The organism is Arthrobacter sp. CP30 (genome assembly GCF_053470025.1).
The window spans coordinates 588,148-614,640 of record NZ_JBQEMM010000001.1 but is presented as its reverse complement, the minus strand read 5'-3'; the positions used below and the strand labels follow the sequence as shown (position 1 = coordinate 614,640).

The 26,493-nt window shown below is 69.2% G+C and carries 29 protein-coding genes and 2 pseudogenes; 18 read left to right on the top strand and 13 right to left on the bottom strand.

The features are described from left to right. Window positions 1-3: 3 nt before the first annotated feature. Window positions 4-648, bottom strand: coding sequence for a TasA family protein (locus ACTIMO_RS03085; protein ID WP_448181441.1), 645 nt, complete (start codon window positions 646-648; stop codon window positions 4-6). 219 nt (window positions 649-867) lie between these two features. Here ACTIMO_RS03085 and ACTIMO_RS03080 point away from each other — a divergent pair, with 219 nt between their 5' ends. The 6 genes from ACTIMO_RS03080 (at window position 868) to dnaB (ending at window position 6,182) form a co-directional block, all read left to right on the top strand. Beyond that, on the top strand, window positions 868-2,151 hold the full coding sequence (locus tag ACTIMO_RS03080; protein ID WP_448181440.1) for a M18 family aminopeptidase: 1,284 nt from the start codon (window positions 868-870) through the stop codon (window positions 2,149-2,151). Between the two features lie 167 nt (window positions 2,152-2,318). Then, complete coding sequence (gene rpsF / locus ACTIMO_RS03075; RefSeq protein ID WP_055766343.1) at window positions 2,319-2,624, top strand: 30S ribosomal protein S6; 306 nt, start codon at window positions 2,319-2,321, stop codon at window positions 2,622-2,624. A 60-nt stretch (window positions 2,625-2,684) separates the two neighbouring features. Beyond that, window positions 2,685-3,251: a single-stranded DNA-binding protein gene (locus tag ACTIMO_RS03070; RefSeq protein WP_055766346.1), complete on the top strand. Its 567-nt coding sequence runs from the start codon at window positions 2,685-2,687 to the stop codon at window positions 3,249-3,251. Between the two features lie 113 nt (window positions 3,252-3,364). Next, a complete protein-coding gene (gene rpsR, locus ACTIMO_RS03065; RefSeq protein WP_005273147.1) occupies window positions 3,365-3,604 on the top strand; it encodes a 30S ribosomal protein S18 in 240 nt (79 codons plus the stop codon). 14 nt (window positions 3,605-3,618) lie between these two features. Beyond that, entirely contained in the window at window positions 3,619-4,068 is a 450-nt protein-coding gene (gene rplI / locus ACTIMO_RS03060) for a 50S ribosomal protein L9 (RefSeq protein WP_043442543.1), read from the top strand. A gap of 737 nt (window positions 4,069-4,805) precedes the next feature. Further along, complete coding sequence (gene dnaB / locus ACTIMO_RS03055; protein ID WP_055766349.1) at window positions 4,806-6,182, top strand: replicative DNA helicase; 1,377 nt, start codon at window positions 4,806-4,808, stop codon at window positions 6,180-6,182. On the opposite strand, the gene ACTIMO_RS03050 is transcribed toward dnaB, so the two are convergent. Beyond that, on the bottom strand, window positions 6,179-6,601 hold the full coding sequence (locus ACTIMO_RS03050; protein ID WP_152813471.1) for a MarR family winged helix-turn-helix transcriptional regulator: 423 nt from the start codon (window positions 6,599-6,601) through the stop codon (window positions 6,179-6,181). The two genes, dnaB and ACTIMO_RS03050, sit on opposite strands and share 4 nt — an antisense overlap. Before the next feature lie 217 nt (window positions 6,602-6,818). Then, window positions 6,819-7,748, bottom strand: coding sequence for a DUF2382 domain-containing protein (locus tag ACTIMO_RS03045; RefSeq protein ID WP_422390895.1), 930 nt, complete (start codon window positions 7,746-7,748; stop codon window positions 6,819-6,821). Window positions 7,749-8,122: 374 nt separating this feature from the next. On the opposite strand from ACTIMO_RS03045, the gene ACTIMO_RS03040 reads away from it, so the two are divergent. Together ACTIMO_RS03040 and ACTIMO_RS03035 are read left to right on the top strand one after the other, a co-directional pair. Next, window positions 8,123-8,500, top strand: coding sequence for a hypothetical protein (locus ACTIMO_RS03040; RefSeq protein WP_055766354.1), 378 nt, complete (start codon window positions 8,123-8,125; stop codon window positions 8,498-8,500). Next, window positions 8,487-9,074, top strand: a complete 588-nt coding sequence (locus ACTIMO_RS03035; RefSeq protein ID WP_448181439.1) for a cysteine hydrolase family protein — start codon at window positions 8,487-8,489, stop codon at window positions 9,072-9,074. Before ACTIMO_RS03040 ends, ACTIMO_RS03035 begins: the two co-directional genes overlap by 14 nt. A 139-nt stretch (window positions 9,075-9,213) precedes the next feature. On the opposite strand, the gene ACTIMO_RS03030 is transcribed toward ACTIMO_RS03035, so the two are convergent. From ACTIMO_RS03030 to ACTIMO_RS03020, 3 genes are read right to left on the bottom strand one after another with little or no spacing between them, the layout of a single operon-like run. Next, window positions 9,214-9,930: a DUF3618 domain-containing protein gene (locus tag ACTIMO_RS03030; protein WP_055766357.1), complete on the bottom strand. Its 717-nt coding sequence runs from the start codon at window positions 9,928-9,930 to the stop codon at window positions 9,214-9,216. Then, window positions 9,927-10,379, bottom strand: coding sequence for a phage holin family protein (locus ACTIMO_RS03025; RefSeq protein WP_422390892.1), 453 nt, complete (start codon window positions 10,377-10,379; stop codon window positions 9,927-9,929). The genes ACTIMO_RS03030 and ACTIMO_RS03025 overlap by 4 nt, the downstream gene beginning before the upstream one ends. Beyond that, entirely contained in the window at window positions 10,379-11,263 is an 885-nt protein-coding gene (locus tag ACTIMO_RS03020; protein WP_055766362.1) for a hypothetical protein, read from the bottom strand. The genes ACTIMO_RS03025 and ACTIMO_RS03020 overlap by 1 nt, the downstream gene beginning before the upstream one ends. A 282-nt stretch (window positions 11,264-11,545) precedes the next feature. Between ACTIMO_RS03020 and ACTIMO_RS03015 the strand changes: the two genes are divergently transcribed. The 9 genes and pseudogenes from ACTIMO_RS03015 (at window position 11,546) to ACTIMO_RS02975 (ending at window position 19,340) form a co-directional block, all read left to right on the top strand. After that, window positions 11,546-12,427, top strand: coding sequence for a manganese catalase family protein (locus ACTIMO_RS03015; protein WP_448181438.1), 882 nt, complete (start codon window positions 11,546-11,548; stop codon window positions 12,425-12,427). Window positions 12,428-12,472: 45 nt separating this feature from the next. Further along, window positions 12,473-12,937 (top strand): DUF4383 domain-containing protein, encoded by a 465-nt coding sequence (locus ACTIMO_RS03010; protein ID WP_055766368.1) that lies wholly within the window; start codon window positions 12,473-12,475, stop codon window positions 12,935-12,937. 169 nt (window positions 12,938-13,106) lie between these two features. After that, a pseudogene (locus ACTIMO_RS03005) lies at window positions 13,107-13,346 on the top strand (iron-containing redox enzyme family protein); the annotation flags it as partial. 139 nt (window positions 13,347-13,485) lie between these two features. Then, window positions 13,486-13,614: a CDGSH iron-sulfur domain-containing protein gene (locus tag ACTIMO_RS03000; protein WP_448181437.1), complete on the top strand. Its 129-nt coding sequence runs from the start codon at window positions 13,486-13,488 to the stop codon at window positions 13,612-13,614. Between the two features lie 262 nt (window positions 13,615-13,876). Continuing rightward, window positions 13,877-15,484 (top strand): hypothetical protein, encoded by a 1,608-nt coding sequence (locus tag ACTIMO_RS02995; RefSeq protein ID WP_448181436.1) that lies wholly within the window; start codon window positions 13,877-13,879, stop codon window positions 15,482-15,484. 78 nt (window positions 15,485-15,562) lie between these two features. Further along, window positions 15,563-16,318: a LamB/YcsF family protein gene (locus tag ACTIMO_RS02990; RefSeq protein WP_448181435.1), complete on the top strand. Its 756-nt coding sequence runs from the start codon at window positions 15,563-15,565 to the stop codon at window positions 16,316-16,318. Window positions 16,319-16,346: 28 nt separating this feature from the next. Next, window positions 16,347-17,996, top strand: coding sequence for a 5-oxoprolinase subunit B/C family protein (locus tag ACTIMO_RS02985; RefSeq protein ID WP_448181434.1), 1,650 nt, complete (start codon window positions 16,347-16,349; stop codon window positions 17,994-17,996). A 43-nt stretch (window positions 17,997-18,039) separates the two neighbouring features. Beyond that, the gene (locus ACTIMO_RS02980) at window positions 18,040-18,729 is read left to right on the top strand and encodes a GntR family transcriptional regulator (protein ID WP_055766378.1); all 690 of its coding nucleotides are present in this window, start codon (window positions 18,040-18,042) and stop codon (window positions 18,727-18,729) included. Window positions 18,730-19,064: 335 nt separating this feature from the next. Then, window positions 19,065-19,340, top strand: a complete 276-nt coding sequence (locus ACTIMO_RS02975; protein WP_422390886.1) for a GNAT family N-acetyltransferase — start codon at window positions 19,065-19,067, stop codon at window positions 19,338-19,340. Window positions 19,341-19,350: 10 nt separating this feature from the next. Here the strand turns inward: ACTIMO_RS02975 and ACTIMO_RS02970 are convergent, their stop codons facing one another. The 5 genes and pseudogenes from ACTIMO_RS02970 to ACTIMO_RS02950 all read right to left on the bottom strand — a co-directional run bounded on the left by ACTIMO_RS02970 (window position 19,351) and on the right by ACTIMO_RS02950 (window position 24,351). Next, on the bottom strand, window positions 19,351-20,160 hold the full coding sequence (locus ACTIMO_RS02970; protein WP_448181433.1) for a putative hydro-lyase: 810 nt from the start codon (window positions 20,158-20,160) through the stop codon (window positions 19,351-19,353). Next, on the bottom strand, window positions 20,157-21,380 hold the full coding sequence (locus ACTIMO_RS02965; protein ID WP_448181432.1) for an NRAMP family divalent metal transporter: 1,224 nt from the start codon (window positions 21,378-21,380) through the stop codon (window positions 20,157-20,159). The genes ACTIMO_RS02970 and ACTIMO_RS02965 overlap by 4 nt, the downstream gene beginning before the upstream one ends. Before the next feature lie 89 nt (window positions 21,381-21,469). Beyond that, window positions 21,470-22,756, bottom strand: a complete 1,287-nt coding sequence (locus tag ACTIMO_RS02960) for an ammonium transporter (protein WP_055766387.1) — start codon at window positions 22,754-22,756, stop codon at window positions 21,470-21,472. Between the two features lie 173 nt (window positions 22,757-22,929). Beyond that, complete coding sequence (locus ACTIMO_RS02955) at window positions 22,930-23,241, bottom strand: MoaD/ThiS family protein (protein WP_055766390.1); 312 nt, start codon at window positions 23,239-23,241, stop codon at window positions 22,930-22,932. A gap of 13 nt (window positions 23,242-23,254) precedes the next feature. Then, window positions 23,255-24,351, bottom strand: a pseudogene (locus tag ACTIMO_RS02950) (WD40/YVTN/BNR-like repeat-containing protein). A gap of 199 nt (window positions 24,352-24,550) precedes the next feature. Between ACTIMO_RS02950 and ACTIMO_RS02945 the strand changes: the two are divergent. Next, entirely contained in the window at window positions 24,551-24,997 is a 447-nt protein-coding gene (locus ACTIMO_RS02945; protein ID WP_422390883.1) for a hypothetical protein, read from the top strand. Here the strand turns inward: ACTIMO_RS02945 and ACTIMO_RS02940 are convergent. Both ACTIMO_RS02940 and ACTIMO_RS02935 read right to left on the bottom strand, forming a co-directional pair. After that, window positions 24,994-25,299: an NIPSNAP family protein gene (locus ACTIMO_RS02940; RefSeq protein ID WP_422390882.1), complete on the bottom strand. Its 306-nt coding sequence runs from the start codon at window positions 25,297-25,299 to the stop codon at window positions 24,994-24,996. The two genes, ACTIMO_RS02945 and ACTIMO_RS02940, sit on opposite strands and share 4 nt — an antisense overlap. 4 nt (window positions 25,300-25,303) lie before the next feature. Beyond that, on the bottom strand, window positions 25,304-26,371 hold the full coding sequence (locus ACTIMO_RS02935; RefSeq protein ID WP_448181431.1) for a sigma-70 family RNA polymerase sigma factor: 1,068 nt from the start codon (window positions 26,369-26,371) through the stop codon (window positions 25,304-25,306). Between the last annotated feature and the right edge of the window lie 122 nt (window positions 26,372-26,493).

The following is a 26,493-nucleotide window of genomic DNA, read 5'->3' as shown; positions in this document are numbered from 1 at the left end:
GGGTCAGCGGCTGGTTGCCGCGCGCTGGGTGGCGGTGAAGGCGAAGTTGACGGTGCTCGTGAGGCCCTGGAACGTGTTGTCCGCAGCGGTGGGCAGGGTGGCCGTGACGCGCAGGTTGTCGGCCTTGGTGCTGGCGATCGACTGCAGGTTCGAGAGGACGACGTCGGTGCCGATGATCTGGCGGGTCGCCAGGACGGAGGTGACGGTACCGGCGCAGGTGTACGTGTAGGCGGGGGCGGTACCGGCCTCGGTCCAGGGGACGCTGCAGGCGTCGACGGCCACCTGGAGGCCGTTGACGGCGTCGGTGGTGAGCTTGGTCGCGGTGCCCACAGCCGTGGTGCTGAGCGTGACTCCGCCGAAGTTCTGGTTGCCGGCGTTGGTGAGGGTCGCGGCGCGCTGGATGGTGTCCCCGGGGACGACGCCGGTGGCGGCGACGGTCAGGCGGTTCGCGGCGGTGCCCGCTGCTCCGAGCTGGACGTCGACGGTGCCGGCGGTGACGGTCTCGCTCGCGGAGGTCGTTGAGGTGAAGGAACCATAGGTACCGAGGCCGGCCACCGACGCTGCCACGCCGAGCAGTGCGACGGAGGCGAGGACCTTGCCGGACGTGGACTTCATGCTGATGCGGGCGGAGCGAGCGGTGCGTGCCATGGTGAGACCTTTTTCCTTGAGTGTGTCGGGTGTGGGTGTCTCCGGTCCCCCCAGTGGGTCCCGGTTCCTCTGGTGGAAACTCTGGTCGAGCAGGCTGAAGTGTGCCGTGTGGTCAGGGCGAACCTCGGGCGAAGGAAAACCGAAGCCGGTCGCAAAACCGAACACCAGGTCAAGGCAGGCTGAAGCGCGCGCCTCCACGGCATCTGGTTGAATCGGGGGATGAGCCCTGCACCCGCACACATCTCCGATCTCGGCGCCTACGTGTCCGCGTCGCCGTCGAGCTTCCACGCGGTCTTCGAGGCCGGCAGGCGGCTCGCGGCGGCGGGATTCCGGCGCCTCGAGGAGCAGGACGCCTGGGAGGGCGGGGCGGGCAGCTACTTCGTCCTCCGTGACGGAGCGCTCATCGCCTGGACGGTCCCGACGACGGCGGGACCCACGACGGGCTTCCACATCCTCGGAGCGCACACCGATTCGCCGTCGTTCAAGCTGAAGTCGAAGCCCACCACGGGGAAGTACGGGTGGCTGCAGGCCGGCGTCGAGGTGTACGGCGGTCCGCTCCTGAACTCCTGGCTCGACCGGGAGCTGGCGCTCGCAGGCCGGCTGACCCTGCATGACGGCACCGAGCACCTGGTGGCGACGGGGCCGCTGCTGCGCTTCCCGCAACTCGCGATCCACCTGGACCGCGCCGTCAACGATGGGCTGGCGCTCGACAAGCAGCGCCACATGAACCCGGTCTGGGGGCTCGGCGACCCCGCGGACGCCGATCTGCTGGGCCTGCTCGCCGCCCGGGCCGAGGTCGACCCGCGGGACGTCGGCGGGTTCGACGTCGTCGTCGCGGATACGCAGGAGCCCCGTGTGTTCGGCGCACAGGACGAGTTCTTCGCATCCGGACGGCTCGACAACCTGTCCTCCGTGCACGCCGGACTCACCGCCATCATCGATGCGGCCGGGCGCCCCCTGGCGGACGGTCCCATCGCGGTGCTCGCCGCGTTCGACCACGAGGAGGTGGGCAGCGGTTCCCGCTCAGGCGCCAGTGGTCCCTTCCTCGAGGACATGCTCCTGCGCATCTCGCTGGGCCTGGGTGCCGGTGCGGAGGAACGGCTGCGCGCGCTGGCGTCGTCGTTCTGCGTGTCCGCGGATGCCGGTCACGCCGTGCACCCGAACTACGCCGAACGGCATGATCCCGCCAACCTTCCCGTCCTGAACGGCGGCCCGCTGCTCAAGATCAACGCGAACCAGCGCTACACCACCGACGCTCCCGGAGCCGCGTTCTGGGCCGCCCTGTGCCGGGACAGCGGCGTGCCGTACCAGGAGTTCGTCTCGAACAACGTCATGCCGTGCGGCTCGACGATCGGTCCCCTGACGGCGACGAGGCTCGGCATCAGGACGGTCGACGTCGGGACCCCGCTGCTGTCCATGCATTCGGCGCGCGAACTGTGCGGCGTGGCTGACCCCGGCCACCTCGCGACGGCGACCACAGCCTTCTTCCGTGGCGGACGCTAGCGGTTGTCCACGGGAGTTCGTCGCTCTGCATTCGTCCGGTATTATTGATCCGTCTGTGCCACAGCCAGGCGGCGGTACATATCGTCGACGGCGGCCGGACCAACGCTAAAGAACCTCCTGTTGCGGAAAGACCGCGACCGTTCAGCCCAGAGGAGGTGGGTTCACACATGCGTGCATATGAATTGATGGTCATCATCGACCCCGACGTCGAGGAACGCTCCATCGACCCGACACTCGAGAAGTTCCTCAATGTCGTCCGCAACGGCGGCGGCACTGTGGACAAGGTGGACATCTGGGGACGTCGGCGCCTCGCCTACGAGATCCAGAAGAAGACCGAGGGCATCTACGCCGTCGTCAACTTCACCGCGACTCCGGCCGTGGCTGCCGAACTCGACCGCCAGCTGAGCCTCAACGAGACGATCATGCGTACCAAGATCATCCGTCCCGAGGAGCAGAAGGTCTCCGCCGAGTAGTTTCGGCGTATTCCTCACCCATCCATCCCGCTCCGGCGGGTAGTGACTCAAGGAGGCACCATGGCAGGCGAGACAGTCATCACGGTGATCGGCAACCTCACGAACGACCCCGAGCTGCGGTTCACGCCGTCGGGTTCGGCGGTTGCCAACTTCACCATCGCGTCCACTCCGCGTACGTTCGACCGCCAGTCCAACGACTGGAAGGACGGCGAAACGCTGTTCCTCCGCGCGTCGGTCTGGCGCGAGGCTGCGGAGAACGTCGCCGAGACCCTGACCAAGGGCACCCGCGTGGTCGCCCAGGGCCGACTCAAGTCACGTTCGTACGACACCAAAGAGGGCGAGAAGCGCACCGTCATGGAGCTCGAGGTGGACGAGATCGGTCCATCCCTGCGCTATGCCTCCGCGAAAGTCTCCCGGACCCAGCGCTCAGGCGGCGGGAACGGTGGCGGCGGTGGTTTCGGCGGCAACTCAGGCGGGGGCAACTCCGGGTCGAACCCGCAAGCGGGCTCGGGCTGGGGCGGCGGCCAGCAGGCCCAGCAGCCCGCGGATGATCCGTGGGGCGCACCCGCCGGCGGCAACAACTCCCAGGGTTGGGGCAACGGCGCCGACTCCGAGCCGCCCTTCTAGGCTCTCCAGGCAGGGATCCGGTCCCGGGTCCCTGCCGAAGTCACGATCCGTGACTCGCACCTCCCATCCCGCAGAATCGTTCTGCGGGCTCCATCAGAAAAAGGAGCACCACGATGGCTAAGGCTGAACTCCGTAAGCCCAAACCAAAGTCCAACCCCCTGAAGGCCGCTGACGTCACCGTCATCGACTACAAGGACGTAGCCCTGCTGCGTAAGTTCATTTCCGATCGCGGAAAGATCCGTGCCCGTCGCGTCACCGGTGTCACGGTGCAGGAGCAGCGCAAGATCGCTCAGGCCATCAAGAACGCCCGCGAAGTCGCCCTCCTGCCGTACTCCGGCGCCGGCCGCGGCTAGGAAAGGGACACATCATGTCGAAGCTCATTCTCACTCAGGAAGTCACCGGTCTCGGTGCAGCAGGCGATGTCGTCGAGGTGAAGAACGGTTACGCACGTAACTACCTTCTGCCCCGCGGTTTCGCCTTGATGTGGAGCAAGGGTGGCGAGAAGCAGGTCGAGTCCATCAAGGCTGCCCGCTCCGCCCGCGAGCACGCATCGCTCGAGGACGCCCAGCGCCAGGCCGCCGCGCTGTCGGCGAAGCCCGTCACCCTGACCGTCAAGGCGGGTGGCTCCGGCCGCCTGTTCGGCACGGTCAAGGCGGACGACGTCGCCAAGGCCGTCGAGGCCGCTGGTCTCGGCAAGATCGACAAGCGCAAGGTCGAACTGCCCGCCCACATCAAGTCGGTCGGGTCCTACCAGGCCAACGTCCGTCTCCACGAGGACGTCGCAGCAGTCATCGACCTGGACGTCGTCGCAAGCTAGTCGTCCTGTTCGTCCGGGAAGCCTCCGCCGTCGGCGGGGGCTTCCCGTGCTTAAGGGCGGGTGCAGCGAGGGGTGCGAGGTCGGCAAGGATTCTACCGGGTGCTCGTCGCCCCGGTTCGTCAGCAACGCTCCGCCATCGGCGGGAGTGGGTCCTCGTCGGCGCCATCGGGCCATCCCCGGAAGCTGCATGCCGACCGCCGCGGCCGGATCCTCGCGCTGTCGAACGTACTCCCCTCGTGATCCCTCCGGCACACTGCGCCCTCCACTATGCCTCGATCGGCATACTCCCACGTGCGGGTCGGCGCGGCGCGCATCACGCTTCGGCAATGCGGCACGGGACGGCGTGCAAGGACCGCTAGGGGGCCTAGCGAACTACTTCCGGTGATGTTGTCAACAGCGGCCCTGTGGATGAATGCGGGCAGAAAATTCTTTTCGTACACAGGGCGGGGACAACGTTTCCGCAGGTCAAAGGGCTCTCAAGCCGGAATCCCGTTCTTTGTCCACAGGGTTCTCCCCATCCTGTGCACAAGACACGCCGTGTAATCCACAGGTTATTCACACTTACCCACACCCCCTGTTGGTGGAGCGCTTTGTGCCTTGCGAGGCGACGGCTACGGTAGCGGGAGATTCCCACTAGTGAGGGTGTCGGGTGATAGGTATGTCCTGTCGGACCCGGCCCGGGTGTCCGGTCGACGTCGTGACGTCGGCCGCTTCGACAGTAGGAGAAAGGCCCTTCAGTGTCCCTGGCACATGCAGATTCATCATCGGACACACGGTCACCGGAATTCTCCCGCACGCCGCCCCAGGACCTCGTCGCCGAGCAGTCCGTCCTCGGCGGCATGATGCTGTCGAAGGACGCCATCGCGGACTGCGTGGAAGTGCTCCGGGGCATCGACTTCTACCGCCCGGCCCACGAGAGCATCTACGAGGCGATCATCGACCTCTACGGACGCGGTGAGCCGGCCGACGCCGTCACCGTGTCGGATGAGCTCACCAAACGGGGTGAGATCTCCCGCATCGGTGGTCCCGCCTACCTGCACACGCTGATCCAGTCCGTCCCCACGGCCGCGAATGCCGGGTTCTATGCCGAGATCGTGCGCGAGAGGGCGGTCCTGCGCCGCCTGGTCGACGCCGGCACGAAGATCGTGCAGCTCGGCTACTCCAACGATGGCGAGGTGGACGACCTCGTCAACGCCGCGCAGGCGGAGGTGTACGCCGTGGCCGAGCGGCGGACGGCCGAGGACTATGTCGCGCTGAAGGACATCATCGAGGGGACCGTGGACGAGATCGAGTCCGCGGGACACAAGGGCGAGGGGATGACGGGCGTCCCCACCGGCTTCTACGAGCTCGACGAGCTCACGCAGGGCCTCCACGGTGGACAGATGATCGTCGTGGCCGCACGGCCGGCCATGGGCAAGTCGACCTTCGCGCTGGATTGGGCTCGGTCGGCGGCGATCAAGCACAACATGACCACGGTCTTCTTCTCGCTCGAGATGGGGCGCAACGAGATCGCCATGCGACTGCTCTCCGCCGAGGCGACGATCGGCCTGCAGGACCTGCGCAAGGGGACCATCAAGGACGAGCAGTGGGGGAAGATCGCGACGACCATGGGACGCATGAACGATGCGCCCCTCTTCATAGACGACAGCCCGAACATGTCGCTGATGGAGATCCGGGCCAAGTGCCGGCGCCTGAAGCAGCGCCACGACCTCAAGCTCGTGGTCCTCGACTACCTGCAGCTCATGTCCTCCGGCAAGCGTGTCGAATCCCGCCAGCAGGAGGTGTCGGAGTTCTCACGGGCACTGAAGCTGCTGGCCAAGGAGCTCAACGTGCCGGTGGTCGCTCTGTCACAGCTGAATCGTGGCTCGGAGCAGCGGACGGACAAGAGGCCCCAGGTCTCCGATCTCCGTGAGTCGGGGTCGATCGAGCAGGACGCGGACATGGTCATCCTCCTGCATAGGGACGATGTCTACGACAAGGAGTCCGCACGGGCGGGAGAGGCTGACGTGATCGTGGCGAAGCACCGCAACGGTCCGACGAAGACCTTGGTCGTGGGTTTCCAGGGCCACTATTCGCGCTTCAACAACATGGCGGCGGACGGCGGCGGCTACTAGTCCTTCTTCGGCCCGAGTTCGTTGATGACGGTCGCCAGGCGATCACGCAGATCCTGCGATGCCAGGCCGTCCTCGGCCATCAGCTCGTGTTCGATGTTCTTGGCACGCTCGAGGGCCTTCTGGCCGGCGGAGGTGATGGTGATTCGCTGGCTGCGGCGGTCCGCGGTGTTCCGGAGCCTCGTCACGAGTCCCCGCTTCTCGAGGCGGTCCAGGGTGCGGCCGACCGTCTGGGCCTGCACGTGCACCAGCTGGGCGAGGCGCACACCGGTGAGGGTCCCTTCGCGCTCGAGGACGCCGAGGGTCGTCAACCCGGCGTGGGTGATGCCGATGCTCAGGAGCTTCTCGTTCCATGAGTGCTCGACGATGCGGGCCGCGGTCGTTAGCAGGCGGCTGGTCGACCAATCGTTCAACTCCGGCACGATAGCGTGTCCTTCCCCTCGGTCCTACGCGGTGGATTCGCTGTTCCCTACTACTTACTCTAGACAACTTCGCCCGAAATAGACAGCAGGCTTAGCATCAGTTCTGCACAGCGGGCAGAAATCACCCGACGCCCCTGGGGCGCTACGGCTGGTCAACCAGAACGAGCAGAGGGCCCGGGGCACGGCCCCGGGCCCTCTGCTCAGTCGGTGATGCTGTTTATCGGTTGTCGCCGCGACGGGTGTCGTCCGCGCCGTCGACCTCGATCTCTTCCTTGCGGACCTCGCCGCTGACCGTCTCGTTGGACGTGACCGTCTCCTTGTCGAGGCGCACGCGCTCCACGGGAACGGCTTCCTTCTCCACGACGGGACGCTCGGCGTGGAGGGTCACTTCGTGCTCCTCCTCGCTGATGGCGGGGCCGTCGTAGGCGTCGCCACGGTTGGCGTCCGTGATGGGCTCGCGCTCCACCCGGACCTCCTCGTGGCTGACCGGAACGGTCTGCGTGACATTCTCGGTCACCACGTACTTGCGCAGGCGAGCGCGGCCGGCTTCGCGCTGCTCGGTGCCGACGTGCAGCTGCTCCTCGGAGCGCGTCATCGCATCATCGGTCGTGGGGCCCGAGGTGTCGTGGCCGACCGTGCCGTGCGTGTTGCCCGCGTCGCGGTCCGACGTACCGAAGCCGCTGTCGCGTGAGGTGTCCGTATCGGTGAGGCCCGACGTGCGGCCCGAGGTGGTGTCGATATCGACATCGCGGTCACTGTGACCCGTGGTGCCCGTCGTTCCGCTCGTCGTACCCGTGGCGTTGGGCGTATCGGTGTAGCCGCCCGTTCCGCCGCCGATCTCATAGTGGCGGTACAGGCGGTCCTCCTCCTCGGGGCTGAGGTTGCCGTCGGACTCCACGCGGGGGGCGTCCTTCACCTGGTGCTTGGAGTAGGGAACGCGCACGTCGTGGCCCTCGACATCCGCACCCTGAAGGGGGACGAAGGACTCCGACGTCCCGAAGAGGCCCGTCTTCGCCGTGACCCAGCTGGGCTCGCCGGTCTGGTCGTCGAGGTAGACCTGACCGATCGAGCCGATCTTCTCCCCATCGGATCCGAGGACGTTGCCGCCGTTGCCGAGCAGGGTATCGATGTGGTCCTGAGTAATCATGTCCTTCTCCTTCTGAGTCATCTCACTGGTTCGGGATTCGGCTTCGCCTTGACCGGAGTCCACGGCTAACCACCGACCCCTAGAGTAAGCACACTTAGTACCTGATGGGAAGCCTGCTTAGCGTTTTTCCCGAAATGCCTCGACGGGCTGAGCGCCCGAGGTTCGGGCAATCCCGCCTCGAGCTGCTCCCTGTCCGTAGGATGGCCGTAGGTCCAGCCACCGGCCTGACATCCTCCGACCCGGCGCCCGCAGGCGTCCGTGTCGCCGGAGACGATTCCACGCAAGCGGTGGGGGATCGTCTCCGGCGTCGCCCGACGGGTTCCCGACCGGTCGCCTGCTGCACGCCAGGGTCTTCGAGCCCCGGAAGGGTTCCCATGCACGCTGCACGCCCCGCTGCCATCCACGACGTCATGATCGCCGCGGCAGATCTCGAGAACGCCGAATTCACACGGGACGCCCTGGCCCTCGTCTGCGGCGACGCGATCCGTCAGGCCCTCGCCACCGGCCTGACCCACCACGAGCTCGCGGAAGCCGCCGGCCTCTCCGAGGTGGACGTGCGCCGCCTCGCGGAGCAGCCGACGCTCCCGGTCGCGCCGCCGGCGGGGGTGGCCTACCTCGCGGGCTATCCGCTCCCCGACCTAGCCGCGGCCCGGAGCCCGTCCCTCCTGCCCGAGGAGCCCTTGGCTGATGCGACAGCCTCTGTCCCGCCCGCTCCCCGTGACCAGCGGAAGGAGCCGGATGCCGCCCGGTGAACGAGCGGTGGACGCCATGCCAGGTCGCGCGGCACTGCTGATCATCGACATGCAGAACGCCTTCTTCGAGGACGAGGTCCTCCAGCGCTCGCGCTCCTCCCTGGTGACCGCCTGCAACGAGCTCATCGCCGCCGCCGCCCGAGGCGGTTCGATCGTCCTCGTGGCGCGCACGGAGCACGAGACGGACCGCTCGACCTGGACGCTGTCGATGCTCGATGATGAGCAGGGCTTCATCTTCCGCGGGACGGCGCAGGCCGAGCCGGTGACGGGGCTGCACGTGGAGGGGCTGGAATCGGTCATCAAGACCCGCGACAGTGCTTTCTTCGGCACCGACCTCGCAGGGCGCCTACGCCTCCTCGGAGTGCAGGACCTCGTGCTCGCGGGCGTCTCGACGCACAACTGCGTGGCGCACACGGGGGCTGACGCCTTCGCCGCCGACTTCCGGGTCACGTACGTGATCGACGCGATCGGCAGTACGAATGAGCGGTATGCGGAAGCCATGCTGGAAATCCTGTCCGACGAATACCGCCAGCCGATCGTGGACCTCGCCACCGCCGTGGACCTGTTGGGTTGAGTCGGTTCCTGTGTGGACCACGGGACCGATCAGCAGGCCGATCACCGGTCGTCGTTCGACGATAGGGGTGACGAAGGGGGCGGACACGAAGGAGGCCGCCGGATGTGTCCGGTGGCCTCCTTCACTGTTCAGGGTCCGATCAGTGCTGCTGGACGTTCGACTTCGCGTCCTGCGCGCTGCCCTTGACGTCACTGGCAGCCTGCTGGCCCTCGCCCTTGACCTCGCCGACGGCGTGCTGTCCCTCGTCCTTCACGGTCTGCACGGAGTCCGCCGCAGACTCCTTCACGGACTGCATGGCGTCCTGGGCAGGTTCCCTGACCTCGGAGGCGACCTGCTTGGCGGCGTCCGTGACCTTCTCCTTGAGGGGGGCAGCCTGCTCCTTGAGCTGCGAGGCGGCGTGCTGCTCCTTCTCGCTGGCAGGAATGAGGCTCGCGACGAGGAGGCCCGCGCCGAAGGCGATCAGCCCGGCGGCGAGCGGGTTACCGGCGGCCTTGTTGCTCAGCTGGTGCGGGGCGCCCTGGGCGGCCTGGCCCGCGCTGTGCAGCTTGTCCTTCGCGGTACCGGTGGTGGACTGCGCATGACCCATGCCATCCCCTGCCCGGTCCTTGGCGTGTCCGGCCTTGTCGGCGACCGCGCCCTTCACGTCATCGGCCTTGCCGAGCACTGAATCCTTGACGTCTTCGGCCTTGCCCATGACGGTCTCCTTCACATTGCTGAAACTGTGCTTGACCTTCTCGGTCTGGCGGTGCGCGATATTCGCGGGATTCACCTTGTCGGCCACGGCGTCGACGTCGGTGCCGAGCTCCTGACGCGTGCGTTCGATGTCGGCGCGGATCTCATCTGGTGTCTGGCTCATCGTGTCTGCTCACCTGGTTTCAGTGTCTGCGGAATCTCTTTGACGGTCTCCGCTGTTTGCGGGAGGCCCTTGACCTGCTTCATTTCCTTCTTGCCCATGACGGCGAGGACTGCGGCGATGATGCCCCAGAGGACGGCCACGATCAGGGCGGCCCACCCCAGGGGCATGAGGGCCCCGAGGCCCCACATCAGGGCGATGGAGAGGAAGAGGAGAACGAAGTGTCCGCCGAGGGCGGCGCCGGCGAACATGCCGGCTCCCTTCCCTGCGTTCTTGGCCGACTCTGTGGCCTCGGCCTTCGCCAGGGCCACTTCCTGGCGCATGAGCTTGGAGAGGTCCTTCGTCACCTCCCCGAGGAGCTCGCCGACGGACGCGTTGGCCGAGCGCTGCTCGGCCTCCGTCGGCAGGGGTGCGGCAGCCTGGTGGGCGCCGCCCGTGTATGCCTCACTCATCAGCGCAGGCCCCCGTCATTCGCGCGGGTGCCGACCGGGGGGGTGCCCGGCGGGATGGTGGGGTAGTCGTCGGTGGGGTCGACGAAGGCGGGATTGGATCCGGCGACGTGCTGCCCGTGGGTCGCCTCGTCGAAGCCACCCGTGGCGGGCGTACCGCTGTAGAGGTCGGAGTCCGCCTCGGTGTACCCGGTGTACCCGGTGTACCCGGTGTACCCGGCGGTCGTGGTGCCGCTGGTGCCCGTGGGTGCGGAGCCCTGCGGCCCGGAGGTGCTGCTGTCGGCGGAGCCCGGGTTGCCGGTCAGGCCCCGGGTCAGGCGCCCGACGACGAGGCCGGTGCCTGCGGCGATGGCCAGGAACGTTCCCGGGTTCCGACGCGCGAAGCTCTTGACGTCCTCGAGGAGCTCGGATGCATCGCGGCCTTCGAGCCAGCCGGCGACGGAGTCCGTTCGCTGCGAGGCCTGCTGGACGAGGTTGGACACCATGTGGTTGTCCGACTTGTCGGCCATCGACTTCAGCTCGTCGGAGATTCCGCGGATCCCTTCGGTGATTTTCTGCTGCTGCGAGCCTGCCTGGCTCTTGACCTCGGAGGTCACGGTGCCGAGGAGGTTCTTGGCCTGGGTGCCGGCCTCCGCAGCGACGCTCTTGGCCTCGGACGCGGCGGTCCCGGCGACGTTCTTCGCCTCGGACGTCGCCGTGCCGGCGACATTCTTCGCTGCTTCCTTGCCGTCCTGGCCGACCTGCTTGGCCTGGTCCTTGGCGGTGGAGGCCTTGCTGTCGGTGTGGCCGTCGGTGCCGAGCTGGTGCGTGCCCAGGTCGGCGGTGGACGACTCGTTGCCGGTCGTGGAGGGAACCAGGGGATCCTGCGGCCAATTCTGCGTAGTCATGGTCATTCCTAACGTTGATCTTGCCGTTCGAAGCGGACGCTCCACCGTGTTCTCGATGTGCTGGCCCGGCATCTCGTGCTGGACGTATCACTGAAGCTAAGCATGCTTACGTTTGTGATTGCAAGCCCTTTCGCCACTTCCCGCAACCTCAAAATAAGTAGCCTTAGCATCTTCCGAAAATCTTATGGTCGCCGTTAGCGTCGAATCAAGAGGACCTCCTCCGGCCGCTTCCAGAAGGAGCGGAACCCCTGGGGAGGCCCCGAGGTGGGGAGGTATTCACCCGTGTTCTTCCACAAGCAAGAACTTCAGTACAAGTCGACGCCCGACAAGCCGGACGCCATCTACGCCCGGAAGCTGCAGGAGGTGCTCGGCGGCCAGTACGGCGAGATCACCGTGGCCCTCCAGTACAGCTTCCAGGCCTGGAACGCGCACATCCCCGGCAAGTACCGAGACCTGCTCTTCGGGATCGGCGCAGAGGAGATGGGCCACGTCGAGATGCTCGCGACCATGATCGCGCAACTGCTCGAGAAGGCTCCGCTCGGCATCACGGAGGACGCTGTCCAGGCCGATCCGGCCATCGCCGCAGTGATCGGGGGGACCGACCTGCAGCACGCGATCGTTGCGGGCGCGGGCGCACGACCCGTCGACAGCATGGGGAACCCCTGGCAGGGCAGCTATGTCACGGCGAGCGGTAATCTGCTGGCAGATTTCACGGCCAACGCCAACGCCGAGATGCAGGGCCGCCTCCAGGTCGCCCGGCTCTACCACATGACCGACGATCACGGGATCCGGGACATGCTGTCCTTCCTGCTGGCCCGCGACACCATGCACCAGAACCAGTGGACCGCAGCCGCGCGTGAGCTGCAGGAAGCCAAGCTGGAGGAGCTTCCCGTGCCGAGCAACTTCCCCCTCAAGAAGGAAGCGCGCGAGGTCTCCTACCAGTACCTCAACTTCTCGGACGGCAAGGCGGCCTCGGAGGGCAGCTGGGCGTCCGGTCCCTCACCCGATGGCAAGGGCGAGTTCACCTACCACGAAGGCCCGACGACCAGTGCTCCCATGCCGCCGGCCACCCACCCGGACTCCCGGTTCTACGGGACCACCGAGATCCCGAACACCGTCGAGAAGATGGCGGGAACCGTGCAGGACAAACTGAACCGCGAGTAGGCGCTGGCCCCGCCCGCCGAGTTCATCGACCAGAAGGAGATTCTCATGACAAACACGAACAACCGCACGGTGGAGGGTGGGCGGACCACCCTGCAGCGTGCCGCGCAGGCGGTAGGCGTCGTCTTCCTGCTCGTCGGCATCCTGGGGTTCATCCCCGGCATCACGTCGGACTACGACACCATGATGTTCGCCGGCCACCAGTCGGAGGCCATGCTCCTCGGGATCTTCCAGGTCTCGATCCTCCACAACATCGTGCACCTGCTGTTCGGTGTGGCAGGCCTCGCCATGGCCAGGACGGTCTCCGGTGCGCGGTCGTACCTGCTCGGTGGCGGGATCATCTACGCGATCCTGTGGATCTACGGACTGGTCATCGGACAGGAGTCGGCCGCGAACTTCGTCCCGCTGAACTCGGCGGACAACTGGCTGCACCTCCTCCTCGCGGTCGGCATGATCGGCCTCGCCCTGGCGCTCGGCCGCCGCGCCCGCACCACCACCCCGCGCCGGGCCTGATCGGTCTCCGGGCCGCTGTGCCTCGCCGGCAGGATGCCGGCACGACGACGCCGGGTCGGCGGTCCCCCTCGGGGGACACCGGCCCGGCGTCGTCATGTCCTGGTAGGAGCTTTCCTGCGCGCGTCCTCCTGTCCGGTGGAAGCGACGGACCCGGAAGGCGGGCGTCCCGTCCGAGGAGAACGCCACGGAATACGTCGACGAGCACGTCGCGGCCGACGCCGTCCACGAGCAGATCGCGGGCCGGGACATGGCAGGCGGCCTGGTCGAGGAAGACCCCCGCCTCCTGCCGGACGTGCTGTTCGGCGCGGCTGCGGGGCTGGCCATCGACACACTGATGACGAGGTACACCATGGACGCCTGGGAGGGTGGCCGCTCCTCGCTGCGCCGCTCGGAAGCGATGACCTCGTGAGTCCGGAGGTGGTTCCCGGACCCGATGGGCGGGGCGAGGCCGAGGGGCCCGAACGCTCACTGAACTCCGGCGCCGCGTCACCGGTCTCCGTTGTCGCCTGCCCCGACGGGCCGCTCCTGATCGGGGGGGGGGCGGACTGGTGGGAGCGGACGGCAAGGAGTTGCCCCGCACGCGCCGGACGGTCGCCCTCTGCCGGTGTGGTGCTTCGGTGCTGAAACCCTACTGCGACGGGTCGCACAAGCTGACAGGTTTCCGTTCGGAGCCGTGACCGTGCGATCCCCCGTCCAGACAGGATATGCGTCGCCTTCTGCCGCGGGGCTGAAATCGCGATGCGGGTCCCGCTGCGCGCGGTCGGTAGGCTCGATGCACATCATCGATCGAGGAAGAAGGCGATACCCATCCGTCGTCGATCCATCCGGGGGAGTACCGCCCTGATCGTCGGGTTGCTGCTCGCCCTGACAGGCTGCACCGCGTCACGGCCCCCGTCCGCCGCGGAAACCTCGGCATGGTCCGCCCGGCCGGAGTCGGCCGTGGTCCTCGCGGATCGCGGCGCGGACGTCAGGGAGGTGCTGGCCGGACCGCCTTCCGACGCGTCCCTCGCGACGAGCCGCTCCCTCTTCGAGCGGTCCCCCGTCGCGGTGGTGGTCGCGGCCGCCGGCGACGCGACGGCACCTGCGCTCGGCGTGGCGGCGACCGCCGCTGTGGGCCTCGGCGTGCCCCTCCTGACCGTCGATCCGCAGGTGCCGGTACCCGGGCCCGTGATCGAGGAGCTGGACCGCCTCGGCGTCGGGACGATCATCGCCTACGGTGATCCCACGGCCGACTGGGCGGGCCTCGGCGCGGACCGGGAGCTCCTCACCGGTCCGGTGTCGGCGGACGGGTTCTCCTCCGGCCTGGGTCTCCGGGCTTCCGAGCAGACGGTGCCGGCAGCAGAACTGGTGGCCGCCATCGGCGCCCTCGATCCGGCCCGGCTCACGCTCGTGACCGTCGACGCGCCACCGGACCCCGTGAGCGGGAGTACGCCGGCCCCGTCGACCGGACCGGAGGGCGGAGCCGGACTCGAGGGGATCGCGACCACGGACGCACTGCCGCCGATCACGGCTCCGGAGGGACGTACGGACGCCCTCGTCCTGGTCACCGAGGCCTCGCCCGCCGCAGCTGTCGCCACGGCGCGGGCGGCACGGGCGGACGTGGCGATCCTCGCAGACGGAGACCCGAGGTCGACGCCGGCGGGCGTCTCGGCCGTGCACGCGCACGCGGACGGGCCCGTCTACGGAATCGGCGCCGACTTCGGTGGCGCAGCGGACTTCGCAGCCCACGTCGAGGTCGCGGCCACGGGCGTGGAACTCCCCGGCGGTGGGCAGACGGTGTTCCCCGGCCGGCGCATGGTGGCCCTGTACGGGCATCCGAGCGGTCCCTACCTGGGGGCACTCGGGGAACAGGGCATCGACGCGACGATGGACCGCGTGAAGCAGCTCGCCGCGCAGTACCAGCCGTTCAGCGACGAGCCGGTGATCCCCGCGCTGGATCTGATCGCCACGGTGGCCAGTGGCGAGCCCGGGCCCGACGGTGACTACTCCGGTGAGACACCGGTCGAGGTCCTGCTGCCCTGGGTGCATGCCGCGGAGAAGGCGGGAGTGTACGTGGTGCTCGACTTCCAGTCGGGCCGCACCGATTTCCTCTCCCAGGTGACGCGGTACGAGGAGCTGCTGGCGCGCCCGACCGTCGGGCTGGCCCTCGATCCCGAGTGGCGGCTCGCGCCGGGTCAGCGGCCGCTCGAGCAGATCGGGACCGTCGGTGCCGGCGAGATCAATGCCTCGTCCCGGTGGCTGGCGGACCTGACGCGGGACAGGGCCCTCCCACAGAAACTGTTCATGGTGCACCAGTTCAGGCTGGACATGATCAGCGACCGCGACACGCTGGACACCTCACGCAGCGAGCTCGCCGTCACCCTGCACGCGGACGGGCACGGGACACCGGGGGAGAAGCTGGAGACCTGGGCGGTCCTGCAGGACGCCATGCCCGCAGGGGTGTGGCCGTCCTGGAAGAACTTCTACGACGAGGACCGGCCGATGCTGACCCCCGAGCAGACCTACTCGCTCGTCGCTCCCCGACCCTGGCTGGTGACCTACCAGTAGCGGACGGGAACACGTGGATTGTTGAACAATTCACCTGGCTGATGCATGCTGGGAGGAACACTGAGATGGAGGTCACACTTGACGATCGACCTGAACAGCGACGTCGGCGAGTCCTTCGGCGCCTGGACGTTCGGCGACGACGCGCGGATCATCGAGTCCGTCTCGAGCGTGAACGTCGCCTGCGGCTTCCACGCGGGGGACCCCACCGGCATCCGGGCCACCTGCGCCGCCGCGGCTGCCGCCGGCGTCAGTGTCGGCGCCCACCCCGCATATCGCGATCTCGCGGGCTTCGGCCGTCGTTTCATCGATATCGAGCCCGCCGAACTGACGAACGACGTCGTCTACCAGATCGGGGCGCTCCAGGCGCTCGCCCGGGCCGCCGGAACCACGGTGCGGTACGTCAAGCCGCACGGTGCCCTGTACAACACGATCGCGGTGCACGAGCGGCAGGCCCGGGCGGTGGTCCAGGCCGTCCGGGAGGTCGACGCAACCCTTCCGGTGCTCGTGCTGCCGAACACCGTCATCGAGTCGGAGGCTCGCAACGCAGGCCTGCGCACGGTGGTCGAGGCATTCGCGGACCGGGCCTACACGCCCGACGGCGCCCTGGTCTCCCGGCGTGAACCCGGCGCCGTGCTGCACAGCGAGACCGACGTCGTCGAGCACGTCCTGCGGATGGCGACGGAGGGCGAGGTGCTGGCCGTCGACGGCTCGCGGATCCGCATCGAGGCCGAGAGCATCTGCGTCCACGGGGACACACCCGGCGCCGTCGCCATGGCTGCGGCGGTTCGCCGGGCCCTCACCGCCGCGGGTGTGGGGATCGGTGCCTTCGCCTGAGCGGCCCGGCCCGGCGGGTAGGACCGGGATGACACTCCGAGCCGTCGGGGACCGCGGACTGCTCGTCGAACTGCCGGGCCTGCCAGAGGTGCTCAGCATCCAGTCCCAGCTGCAGGCCAGGCCGGCCGACGGACAGGTGGACGTCGTCGCGGCGGCCTGCACCGTGCTCGTGACCGTGCGCAACGCGGTGCACCTCGAGGCGCTCGCGGAGCGCCTGCGCAGCACCGATCCGACGCTTCCCGTGGAGGTCGAGGACACGCTCGTCACCATCGAGGTGCAGTACGACGGCGAGGACCTCGCGGAGGTGGCGCGGCGGACGGGTCTCAGCGAGGACGCCGTCGTCACCGCCCATTCCTCCCGTCCCTGGACCGCCTCCTTCGGCGGGTTCGCGCCGGGCTTCGCCTACCTCACCGGCGGTGATCCCCGCCTCGAGGTGCCACGGCGCGACTCACCCCGCACCGCCGTACCCGCCGGGTCCGTGGCCCTCGCTGGAGCCTTCTCGGCGGTGTATCCGCGGGAGTCGCCCGGCGGATGGCAGCTGATCGGGCACACCGACGCCCTCCTGTGGGACACGCACCGCGAGCAGCCGGCGCTCATCCGACCCGGGAACCGCGTCCGGTTCGTTCCGGTACGGCACCGCGTCCAGGTCGGCGCGCCGGGGGAAGCGGCCGGACCCGGGGAAGCGGCCGAACGCCGTGCAGCGCCCGCGGAGCCGGCCGGGCGCGGCGTACCCGGTGTGGCGGCCACCGGCGGGGAAGCGCCCGTACGCCCGGCAGAACGCGGTGCGGCGCCCGCGATGGAGCCGCACCACCTCATGGTGGTGCACCCCGGCCTCTCCAGCACGCTGCAGGATCTCGGCCGGCCTGGGCTCATGTCCCTCGGGGTCGCGGAGGCGGGCGCGCTGGACCGGTCCGCCGCCCGCCAGGCCAACCGGCTCGTGGGCAACGCAGCGGGTTCAGCGGTCATCGAGAGCCTCAACGGCGGGCTGGCCCTGGAGGCCGGGACGGACCAGGTGCTCGCCGTGACGGGTGCCGACGTCGGCCTGACCATCGCGATGCCCGACGGCCGCGAGCGGGAACCGCTCGTCTGCGCGCCGTTCCTCCTGCGCGCCGGCGAGGTGCTGCGGCAGTCGGCCCCGGCGACGGGTCTCCGGTCCTACACGGCAGTGCGCGGCGGGTTCGCTGCGGAGGAGGTCCTCGGCAGTCGCTCCACCGATTCGATGTCCGGGCTGGGGCCCCGACCGCTCGTCACGGGCGCGCCGCTCACCGTGGCGCTGCAGGCGCCCGCGTCCCCGGTCGGCGAGCCCGAATCCCTCCGGCGCGCCGCCTCGCCGGAGGTCCTCCGCATCCGGACGGGCCCCCGGGACGACTGGTTCGGTGCCGAGGGTCTCGAGCGCCTCTGCTCCTCCGACTGGACGGTCAGCGCCCAGTCGAACCGGATCGGGCTCCGCCTCGACGGGCCCGCCCTGCAACGCACCCGGGAGGGGGAGCTGCCGAGCGAGGGCACGGTGGGCGGCGCCCTCCAGGTGCCGCCGTCGGGCCTCCCGGTGCTGTTCCTCGCCGACCATCCGGTGACCGGCGGGTACCCTGTCATCGCCGTCGTGGTCTCCGCCGACCTGGACCGTGCGGCCCAGCTGCCGCCCGGCTCCACCGTGCGATTCCTCGTCGCAGACCCCTGATCGGACCGGATACCGGGCGGGCGGGCCCGGTTAGGGTGGGATCATGACGTTCGACGACGCCCTGGCGGCCATGCGCCGGCTCTCCAGCGGAGCGCGCCACGCCCATACGGGGCAGTGGGTCGCGGGTGCGCTGAGGACCCGCATCGCCGAGGGTGACCTGCCGCCCGGGACGAAGCTCCTCGAGGAGGCGCTCGGGTCCGCGCTCGGGGTCTCGCGGAACACGTTGCGGGAGGCCTTCGGCATCCTCGCCGCGGAGAACATCGTCACGCGGGTCCCCAACCGGGGGGTCTTCGTCGCCCGCCCCACGGCCGAGGACATCGCGGAGATCTATCGCGTCCGCCGGTACCTGGAGCCAGCGGCGCTGCGCTGGGGCGGTGCCGGCTCAAGGGTGGCGACGGCCGAGCTCGACGCCGTCATCGCCCGGGCTCGCTCAGCGCGGGACGCAGGCGACGTCGCCGCCATGGCCGGTGCCAACCAGGAGTTCCACAAGGCGGTGGTGGCGCGGGCGGGCAGTGCGCGGTTCGACGCCATCATGTCCGAGGTACTGGCCGAGATGCGCCTGGTGTTCCACGGCATGGGTGACGATCCTGCGTTCCACGCGCCCTATGTGGAGGCCAACGGGGACATCGCAGCGCTGCTGCGGGCGGACCGGGCGGACGAGGCAGCGGAGGGCATGCGCGCCTATCTGGACCAGGCGGAGTCCCAACTCCTCGCGGCGGTGCGCCGGAGCTGACGGGTCCTTCGGCGCTGCGCGCCGCCCGACGGGCGGGGGGACCCCGGGCCCCGGACTGACAGAGGTCGTTGCCGGACGCCCACGCGCGGATGCTCGACGTCCCGTCGGTGGGCCTCGTCGTCATATCGGGACGGGCCGCGTGGCCGTGGGATTCCCGGCACAGGGATGTTCGCGGCCGGAAACGCGGTTGAAACCGCCGGTCCGTAGCGTGAGGGAGAACACCCCGTTCACAGGAGGCTGCCGTGCAGACGCTGAGGGTTCGACAGGTCCCCTGGACCAACCCCGTGGGTAGGGGGCTGCGGGAAGCGCTCCGTGCGGAGTCCGGGAGCGGGCACGTGCCCCCCGTCCCTGTCGCACCCGACGACGGCTCGGACATCGCGGTGTTCCTCATCGCGTACGAGCTGGCGTCGGGACAGCCCGTCGGGTGCGGTGGACTCCGCCTGATCGGCGCCGCTGCCGAGGTGACCGACGTCTATGTCGTGCCCTACGCCCGGTGGTCGGGGATCGCGCGGGCCATCACGGAGGAGCTGACCTCCTGGGCGCGCGTGCACGGCATCGCCTCCGTCGGGCCGGACGGGGCACTGGCCGGACTTGATGCCCTGCGGCTCTGACCGCGATGCGTCAGGGGACGAGATAGTCGCTGTCGCGCGCGTCGGTGACCAGCATGTGGCCGGGTGCGTGGCCGATGGCCAGGCCCGGCCGGGACTCCATCACCGCGGCCTGGGGCGTGACGCCGCAGGCCCAGAACACCGGGACGGTGCCGCGGGGCAGGTCCACGGGATCGCCGAAATCGGGTGAGCCGAGGTCGGCGATACCGAGGGCTGCCGGGTCTCCCACGTGGACGGGAGCGCCGTGCACGGCCGGGTAGCGCGAGGTGATCCGGACGGCGTCGGCGATCCGGTCCGGGCTGACCGGCCGCATGGAGACGACGAGCGGTCCGGCGAGACTCCCGGCCGGCCGGCACCGGCGATCGGTCCGGAACATGGGCACGTTCACGCCCTGGTCGATGTGCGCGATCGGGATGCCGCCGGCCTGCAGGGCCGACTCGAAGGTGAAGCTGCACCCGATGATGAAGGTCACGAGGTCTTCCTGCCAGACCTCCAGCAGGTCGGTGGGCCGTTCCACGGGGACTCCGTCGCGGTAGACCACGTACCGCGCGGCATCGGTGCGGATGTCGCCGTCACGCAGGAGGCGCCCGGTGACCTGTCCAGCGTCGAGGACGTCGAGGACGGGGCAGGCCTTCGGGTTGCGCTGCGCGAAGAGCAGGACGTCGTAGGCGAGGTCCGCGGGGACGATCAGCAGGTTGGCCTGCGTGTAGCCGTCCGCCCAGCCCGCGCTGGGCGCCACCGTGCCGCCGCGGAACAGGGCGCGCGCCTCGCCGGCGGTGAGCCGCGACGCATCGGATGGGGCCGGTACCCCTGCGACGGTCATGCCCACAGCTTCGCGAGACCGCTGAGCGACTGGTAGCCGAGGAAGAGGGTCAGGAGCCAGGCGAGGACCCCGACCACCAGGAGCCACCTCGGGTACACGTACCCGGCGAGGAGGTCCCTGCGGCGCCAGGCCACCCACAGGATCACGGCGAAGCCGACGGGCAGGATCAGCCCGTTCACGGCGCCCGCGGCGATGAGCAGCGTCGTCGGCGCCTGTCCCACGAGCAGGTAGATCACGGCGGAGACGGCGATGAAGACGCAGGTGTAGAGGTTCCGGCGGCGGGGCGCGGTGGCGGAGGAGGTGATGAAGGAGATCGACGTGTAGGCCGCTCCGATGACGGACGTGATGGAAGCGGCCCACAGGATGATGCCGAACAGCCGGAGTCCCACCTCGCCCGCCGCGATCTGGAACGCCTCCGCGGCCTGGTTCTGGCCGGCGAGCTCCGCACCGCCCGCGACGACGCCGAGGATGGCCAGGAACAGGAGTACGCGGATGACGCCCGTCACGATGATGCCGAGCACGGAGCTCTGGGTGATCTGGCGGACGTTCGCCGGCCCGACGACGCCGGAGTCGAGCATGCGGTGTGCTCCCGCATATGTGATGTAGCCGCCGATCGTCCCGCCGATCAGGGTGGTGATCACGAGGAAGTCGATCTGGTCCGGGATGACGGCGTTCCTGATCGCGAGCCCCACGGGTGGCTGCGACACGACGGCCACGTACCCGGTCAGCAGGATCATCAGGGCACCGAGGACGACGACGATCCGGTCCAGTGCCGCGCCTGCGCGCTTGATGAGGAACACCGCGATGGCGATCACCGCGCTGACCACTCCGCCGATCTTCGCATCCACCCCGAGCATCGCGTTCAGGCCGAGCCCGGCGCCGGCGGTGTTGCCGATGTTGAACACCATGCCGCCGAGGAAGATCAGGGCCGCGAGGAACCAGCCCACGCCCGGCAGCACCAGGTTCCCGAGCTCCTGGGCCCGGCGACCCGTCACGCCGATGACGCGCCACACGTTCAGCTGCACGGCGATGTCCACCAGGATGGAGACGAGGATCGCGAAGGCGAAGGCGGCCCCGAGAGCCACGGTGAACGTGCTGGTCTGCGTGATGAAGCCGGGCCCCACCGCGCTGGTGGCCATGAGGAACATGGCTCCCAGCAGTGCGCCCCGTTCGGGGCGCACTGCCACCGGTGTCCTCTTCTTCGCTGCCCTGTCGGCCATGGGGTTCCCGTCATCGGTTCAGCAGGCGGCGTGACGGGCGTCACGCCTCGAACGGGAGTCTACAGATTGTTCAACAATCCGCGCAAGGGTTACGGACGGGGTGCTCCGAGGTCCACCGGATCCTCGTCCGTCAGATAGGCGAACTCGGAATGGGCCGCGATGTCGATGCCACGGATCTCGTCCTCCTGCTCGATCCGGAGCCCGATGGTCCGCTGCAGGACCTGCGCGATCACCCAGGTGACCACGAAGGAGTAGGCGAGGACGGCCACGGTCGCGAGGGACTGGATCCCCAGCAGCTCGAAGCCCCCTCCGTAGAAGAGCCCCGCCACGCCGTTCGGCGCGTCCTCGGTGGCGAACAACCCGATGAGCAGGGTGCCGAGGATGCCACCGACCAGGTGCACCGCCACGACGTCGAGCGAGTCGTCGAAGCCGAGGCGGAACTTGAGCTCCACGGCGAGCGAGCAGACGGCACCGGCGATGGCGCCGATGGCGAGGGCGCCCATGGGACTCACCGCACCGCAGGCGGGGGTGATCGCCACCAGGGCGGCGATCAGGCCCGACGCCGCACCGAGGCTGGTGGCGGCACCGTTCCGGATCCGCTCCACGAGGGCCCAGGCCAGAAGGCCGGCGGAGGCCGCCACGGCCGTGTTGAGGAACACCACCGAGGCGGACTGGCCGGCGGAGAGCGCCGATCCGGCGTTGAAGCCGAACCAGCCGATCCACAGCAGGCCTGCGCCGACGAGGACCAGGGGACGGCTGTGGGGCTTGGCATGGTCGACCGTCGGCCAGCCGTGGCTGCGGCCGAGCACGAGCGACAGGGCCAGGGCCGCGATCCCGGCGTTCATGTGAACGGCGAGGCCTCCGGCGAAGTCGATCGCCCCGAGGTCGTTCGCGATCCAGCCGCCCACCACGGAGCCGTCCTCCGAACTGAAGGCGAAGACCCAGTGCGCGATCGGGAAGTAGACGAGGGTGGCCCAGACCCCCGCGAAAATCATCCAGGCACCGAACTTCATGCGCCCGGCCGCGGCCCCGGCCACCAGTGCCGTGGTGACGCAGGCGAAGAACAGCTGGAAGGCGGCGAAGAGGATCGGCGGGATGGAGGCCGCGGGGTCCTCCGCGAGCAGCTGGCCCATGCCGGCGTACTCGGCGACGTCACCGATCAGGCCGAGCCCGCCCACCGAGTCGCCGAACGCCATCGAGTAGCCGAAGAGCGCCCACAGCACCGCCACGAGGCTCGCCCCGCCGAAGCACATCATCATCATGTTCAGGATGCGCCGGGAACCGACCATCCCTCCGTAGAACAGGGCCAGGGCCGGGATCATCAGACAGACGAGCGCAGAACTGGCGAGAATCCAAGCGACGTTTCCAGAATCCATGGGAGTCCATTTCCGTGACAGCGCTCCTGCGTGCCGGAGGGGACAGGGCCGGTTCCCGCACAGGGGGTGGGGTACGAAACCGGGAGGGCACGCCGCGCTGAGCCATGGTAGACAGCGCCACGTTTCCGCCCCCGGCGGCCGCCGTTAACTCTGTGTTACGCCGCGCCCGGTCCCTAGCCGCCGGCCACGGACTGGATGATCATGACGGTCACCCCGGGAGGCACGGGCGTCGCGAGGCCGTCGAGGCGGCGCACGTCCTCACCATCCACGTAGATGTTGACGTACCGCCGCAGCGCCCCCGTCTCCTCGCGGATCCGCTGCTCGAGCAGGGGGCGCCCTTCGCCGAGCCGGTCCAGCAGGGCCGCGACGTCGCCGTCCTCGGGCACGGTCAGACCGACCTCGGTGCGTCCCTCCACGTACGGTCGCAGCAGCGTGGGGATCAGGACGGTGACGTCACCGGCTGCGGCCCCTGGCAGGGTCTCCATCGGGTGCACCCGCTCAGGCGGGGACGACGGCGGCCCGGACCGAGAGGACGTCCGGCAGGTGGCTGGCCACTTCCCGGAACGTGCGGCCCTCGTCGGCGCTCGCGTAGACGCTCCCGCCACGCGTCCCGAAATACACGCCCGCCACGGCATCGTCGTCCACGCAGGCGGCGTCGCGCAGCACCGCGTTGTACTCGCCGCGCGGCAGTCCGGCGTCGGACGCCTGCCACGTTGCGCCGCCGTCGTCCGTCCGGTGCACGGCGAGGTGCCCGTCGGGCGGGATGCGCTCGCCGTCGGCCTTGAGCGGGATCACCCAGGCCGTGCCGCTGCGGTGCGGGTGCGAGAGCATCACGAAACCGAAGTCCGCCGGCAGGCCGTCAGCGATGGACTGCCAGGAGTCGCCCCGGTCCGTCGTCGCGTAGACGCCGTGGTGGTTCTGGGCGAAGAGGCGGTCGGGGTCGACGGCGTCGCGTGCCAGTTTGTGGACGCACTGACCGAACTCCGGATCCGGGTCCGGCATGAAGTAGGCGCTGATGCCCTTGTTCCTCGGCCGCCAGGAGGCTCCGCCGTCGTCGGAGCGGTACACGCCTCCGGTGCTCATGGCGACATGGAGGGTCTCGTCCGTCGGCTCGGCAGGACGGTGTGCGCCGCCGCGCCGCCGAAGCCCGCGCCCCACTCGCTGCGATGAGGGTGGTCCCAGAGACCCCGGTTCAGCTCGAAGGTCTCGCCGTGGTCCGTGGACTTCCACACCGAGATGGGCTGGCAGCCCGCCCAGACCACACCGGGGCGGTTCTCGGCGTCGGGCTGGATCTGCCAGACATGTTCGAGGGCGGCCCCGTCCTCGGGCGCGAAGCGGATGCTCCCCTCCTGCGGCTCGGTCCAGGTGGTCCCCAGATCGTCCGAGCGCGCGATGCAGGGGCCGAAGTGCCAGGACATGCGTCCTGCGAACAGACGCGTGGTGCCGCCCCTGGTGTCGATGCCGACGCTCGGGATCTCCTCCATCAGGAAGAGGGGGTCGGAGAGCGTCCAGGTCTCACGATCCGTGCTCGTCGCGAGCCACAACCCCTTCTTCGTCCCGATGGCGAGAAGAACGGTCTTCCGTGCTGCTGACATGGCTGCCCCCGTTGGCGTCCTGGCGGCTGTCGGGCCGTCTCCTGGTGCGGATCACTTGGGACGATGCCACCCGCCACTCGTTTTGTACAGGGCCGACTACCCGCTTCTGTCCGGAATGGCGACAGGGCCCGCTGCGTCGTGCCAGAGTGGGTTCATCCGGACGCTGGGGCGCGGACCTATCCACCCCTGGAGGCACCGCGTGAGTCAGATCGTCCTCGGAAGTCCAGCACCGCTGCGATCCTGCCCGGCTGCCTCGACCGTCTTCCCGGCCCTGCCCGCTCCGCCCTGCCGGTTCTGCTCCGGTTCGTTCTGCGTGCGGGTCGAACCGCGTCTCCTCTCCCTCTGGTGGGCGACCGGCTCCGTGCTCGGCCTCGCGGACGTGGCCGGCGCCGCCGAGGTCATCCGCGACGTGTCCGACGGCTACCGCCTCCCGCTCGTGGTGCACCTGCAGGGCATGGTCGGCATCGCCGCGGCGGCACGGACCCTCATCCTCGAGAGTTCCCTCTCCTCGCGCATCGCCTACGTCGGCACCGGGCCCGTGGACCAGGTCATCGCGGCGTTCCTCGACCAGGGGCTGTCCGAGACGCGGTACTTCGAATGCCCGCGGGCGGCGCAGGAATGGGCACTGGGCGGGCGGGACGGTTAGCCGAACATCGGCGTGAGGAAGCGGCGCTCGTAGCGGCGGATGCAGCCGCTGTCCCGCGCGAGGCGGTACGCCTCGATGCACTCCTGATCCGTCCGGGACTCCGTGCGGTAGCGCTCGTAGTCCGCGAGCGAGGGGAAGGTGAAGAGTGCGTAGGCGATGTCGCTGTCGCCCTCGCCCGGCAGGAAGTACCCGTGATGGTTGCCGCCGAGCTTCCCCACGAGCCGGATCCAGCGCCGCCCGTACTCCTCGAAGTCGGCGATCCTGTCCGGATCGATCTCATAGCGCAGGTGCACGGTGATCATCCGCCTACCTGCTCTCGTCCGCGGTTCCGGCACGATCCGCGTCCGCCGGGACGGCGGCCTGCCGTTCGTCGATGACCGGTGGGAGCCCGAAGGCGTCGAACAGTTCGGGGTACAGGAAGTTGTGGTGCCCGATGATCCGGCCCCCGGCGGTCTCGATGACCTGGATGGCCCAGGGCTTCCAGAGGCCCGGCTCCACGAGGTGGTAGTTGGCGAAGCCGCCGGCACCGTTGACGCCGAGCGGGAGGAGGCGGCCGCCCTCGCAGACGCTGCCTTTGCCGACGAACCAGGCGATGACGTCGTCCGGACCGCTGAGCCACAGGTCGAACGGCGGCATCGACAGCACGACGTCGTCGCGCAGCAGTGAGACGAGCAGGTCCATGTCGTAGGACTCGAAGGCGCGCAGGTACTTGGCGAGGAGGTCCCTGTGCGCGGGGTCCTCGAGCGGCATGCTGGTGCTCTGCTCGTGCCCGGCCATGGTCTTGCGCGCCCGCTGCAGCGCGCTGTTGATCGACGCCGTAGTCGCATCGAGCAGGTCGGCCACCTCAGCGGCGGACCAGCGGAGCACCTCGCAGAGGATCAGGGCACTGCGCTGCAGGGGTGGCAGGTGCTGCAGGGCGGCGATGAAGGCGAGCCTGATCGTGTCACGTGCCTCGGCGACGACGGCGGGGTCCCCCGATGTGTCGATCACCCGATCGTCCCGGATGGGCTGCACGAAGGTCCCCTCGGTGAGGGGAGCGCCCAGCACGGCGTCCGCCGTCCGCGTGGAGGGGCCCAGGTCCATCGGCCGCGCGCGTCGCTGGGGACTGCGCAGCATGTCGACGCAGACGTTGTGCGCTATGCGGAACAGCCACGTCCGCAGGGAGGACTGGCCGGCGAAGGTGTCCCTGCGGGACCACGCCTTGATCATCGTCTCCTGCACGGCGTCCTCGGCCTCCGAGGCTGCCCCGAGCATGCGGTAGCAGTAGCCGGTGAGCTCCCGGCGTGAGGCCTCCAGGAGGTGGTCGAAGGAGGCGTCGGGCCGGACGGGGCCGGACGTGGCGTCCGGATGCGACGCGGCGGTGGCGGGCTGCATGCCTCGAGCGTAGCGAGGGCGGGGGACCTTCGGGGGAAACAGGGCCTGAAAAGTGGGCGAGGGTCGATGATTCCGGGCCCTCGGTGACGTCTACTGGGGGACAACAGCATTCGACACAGACC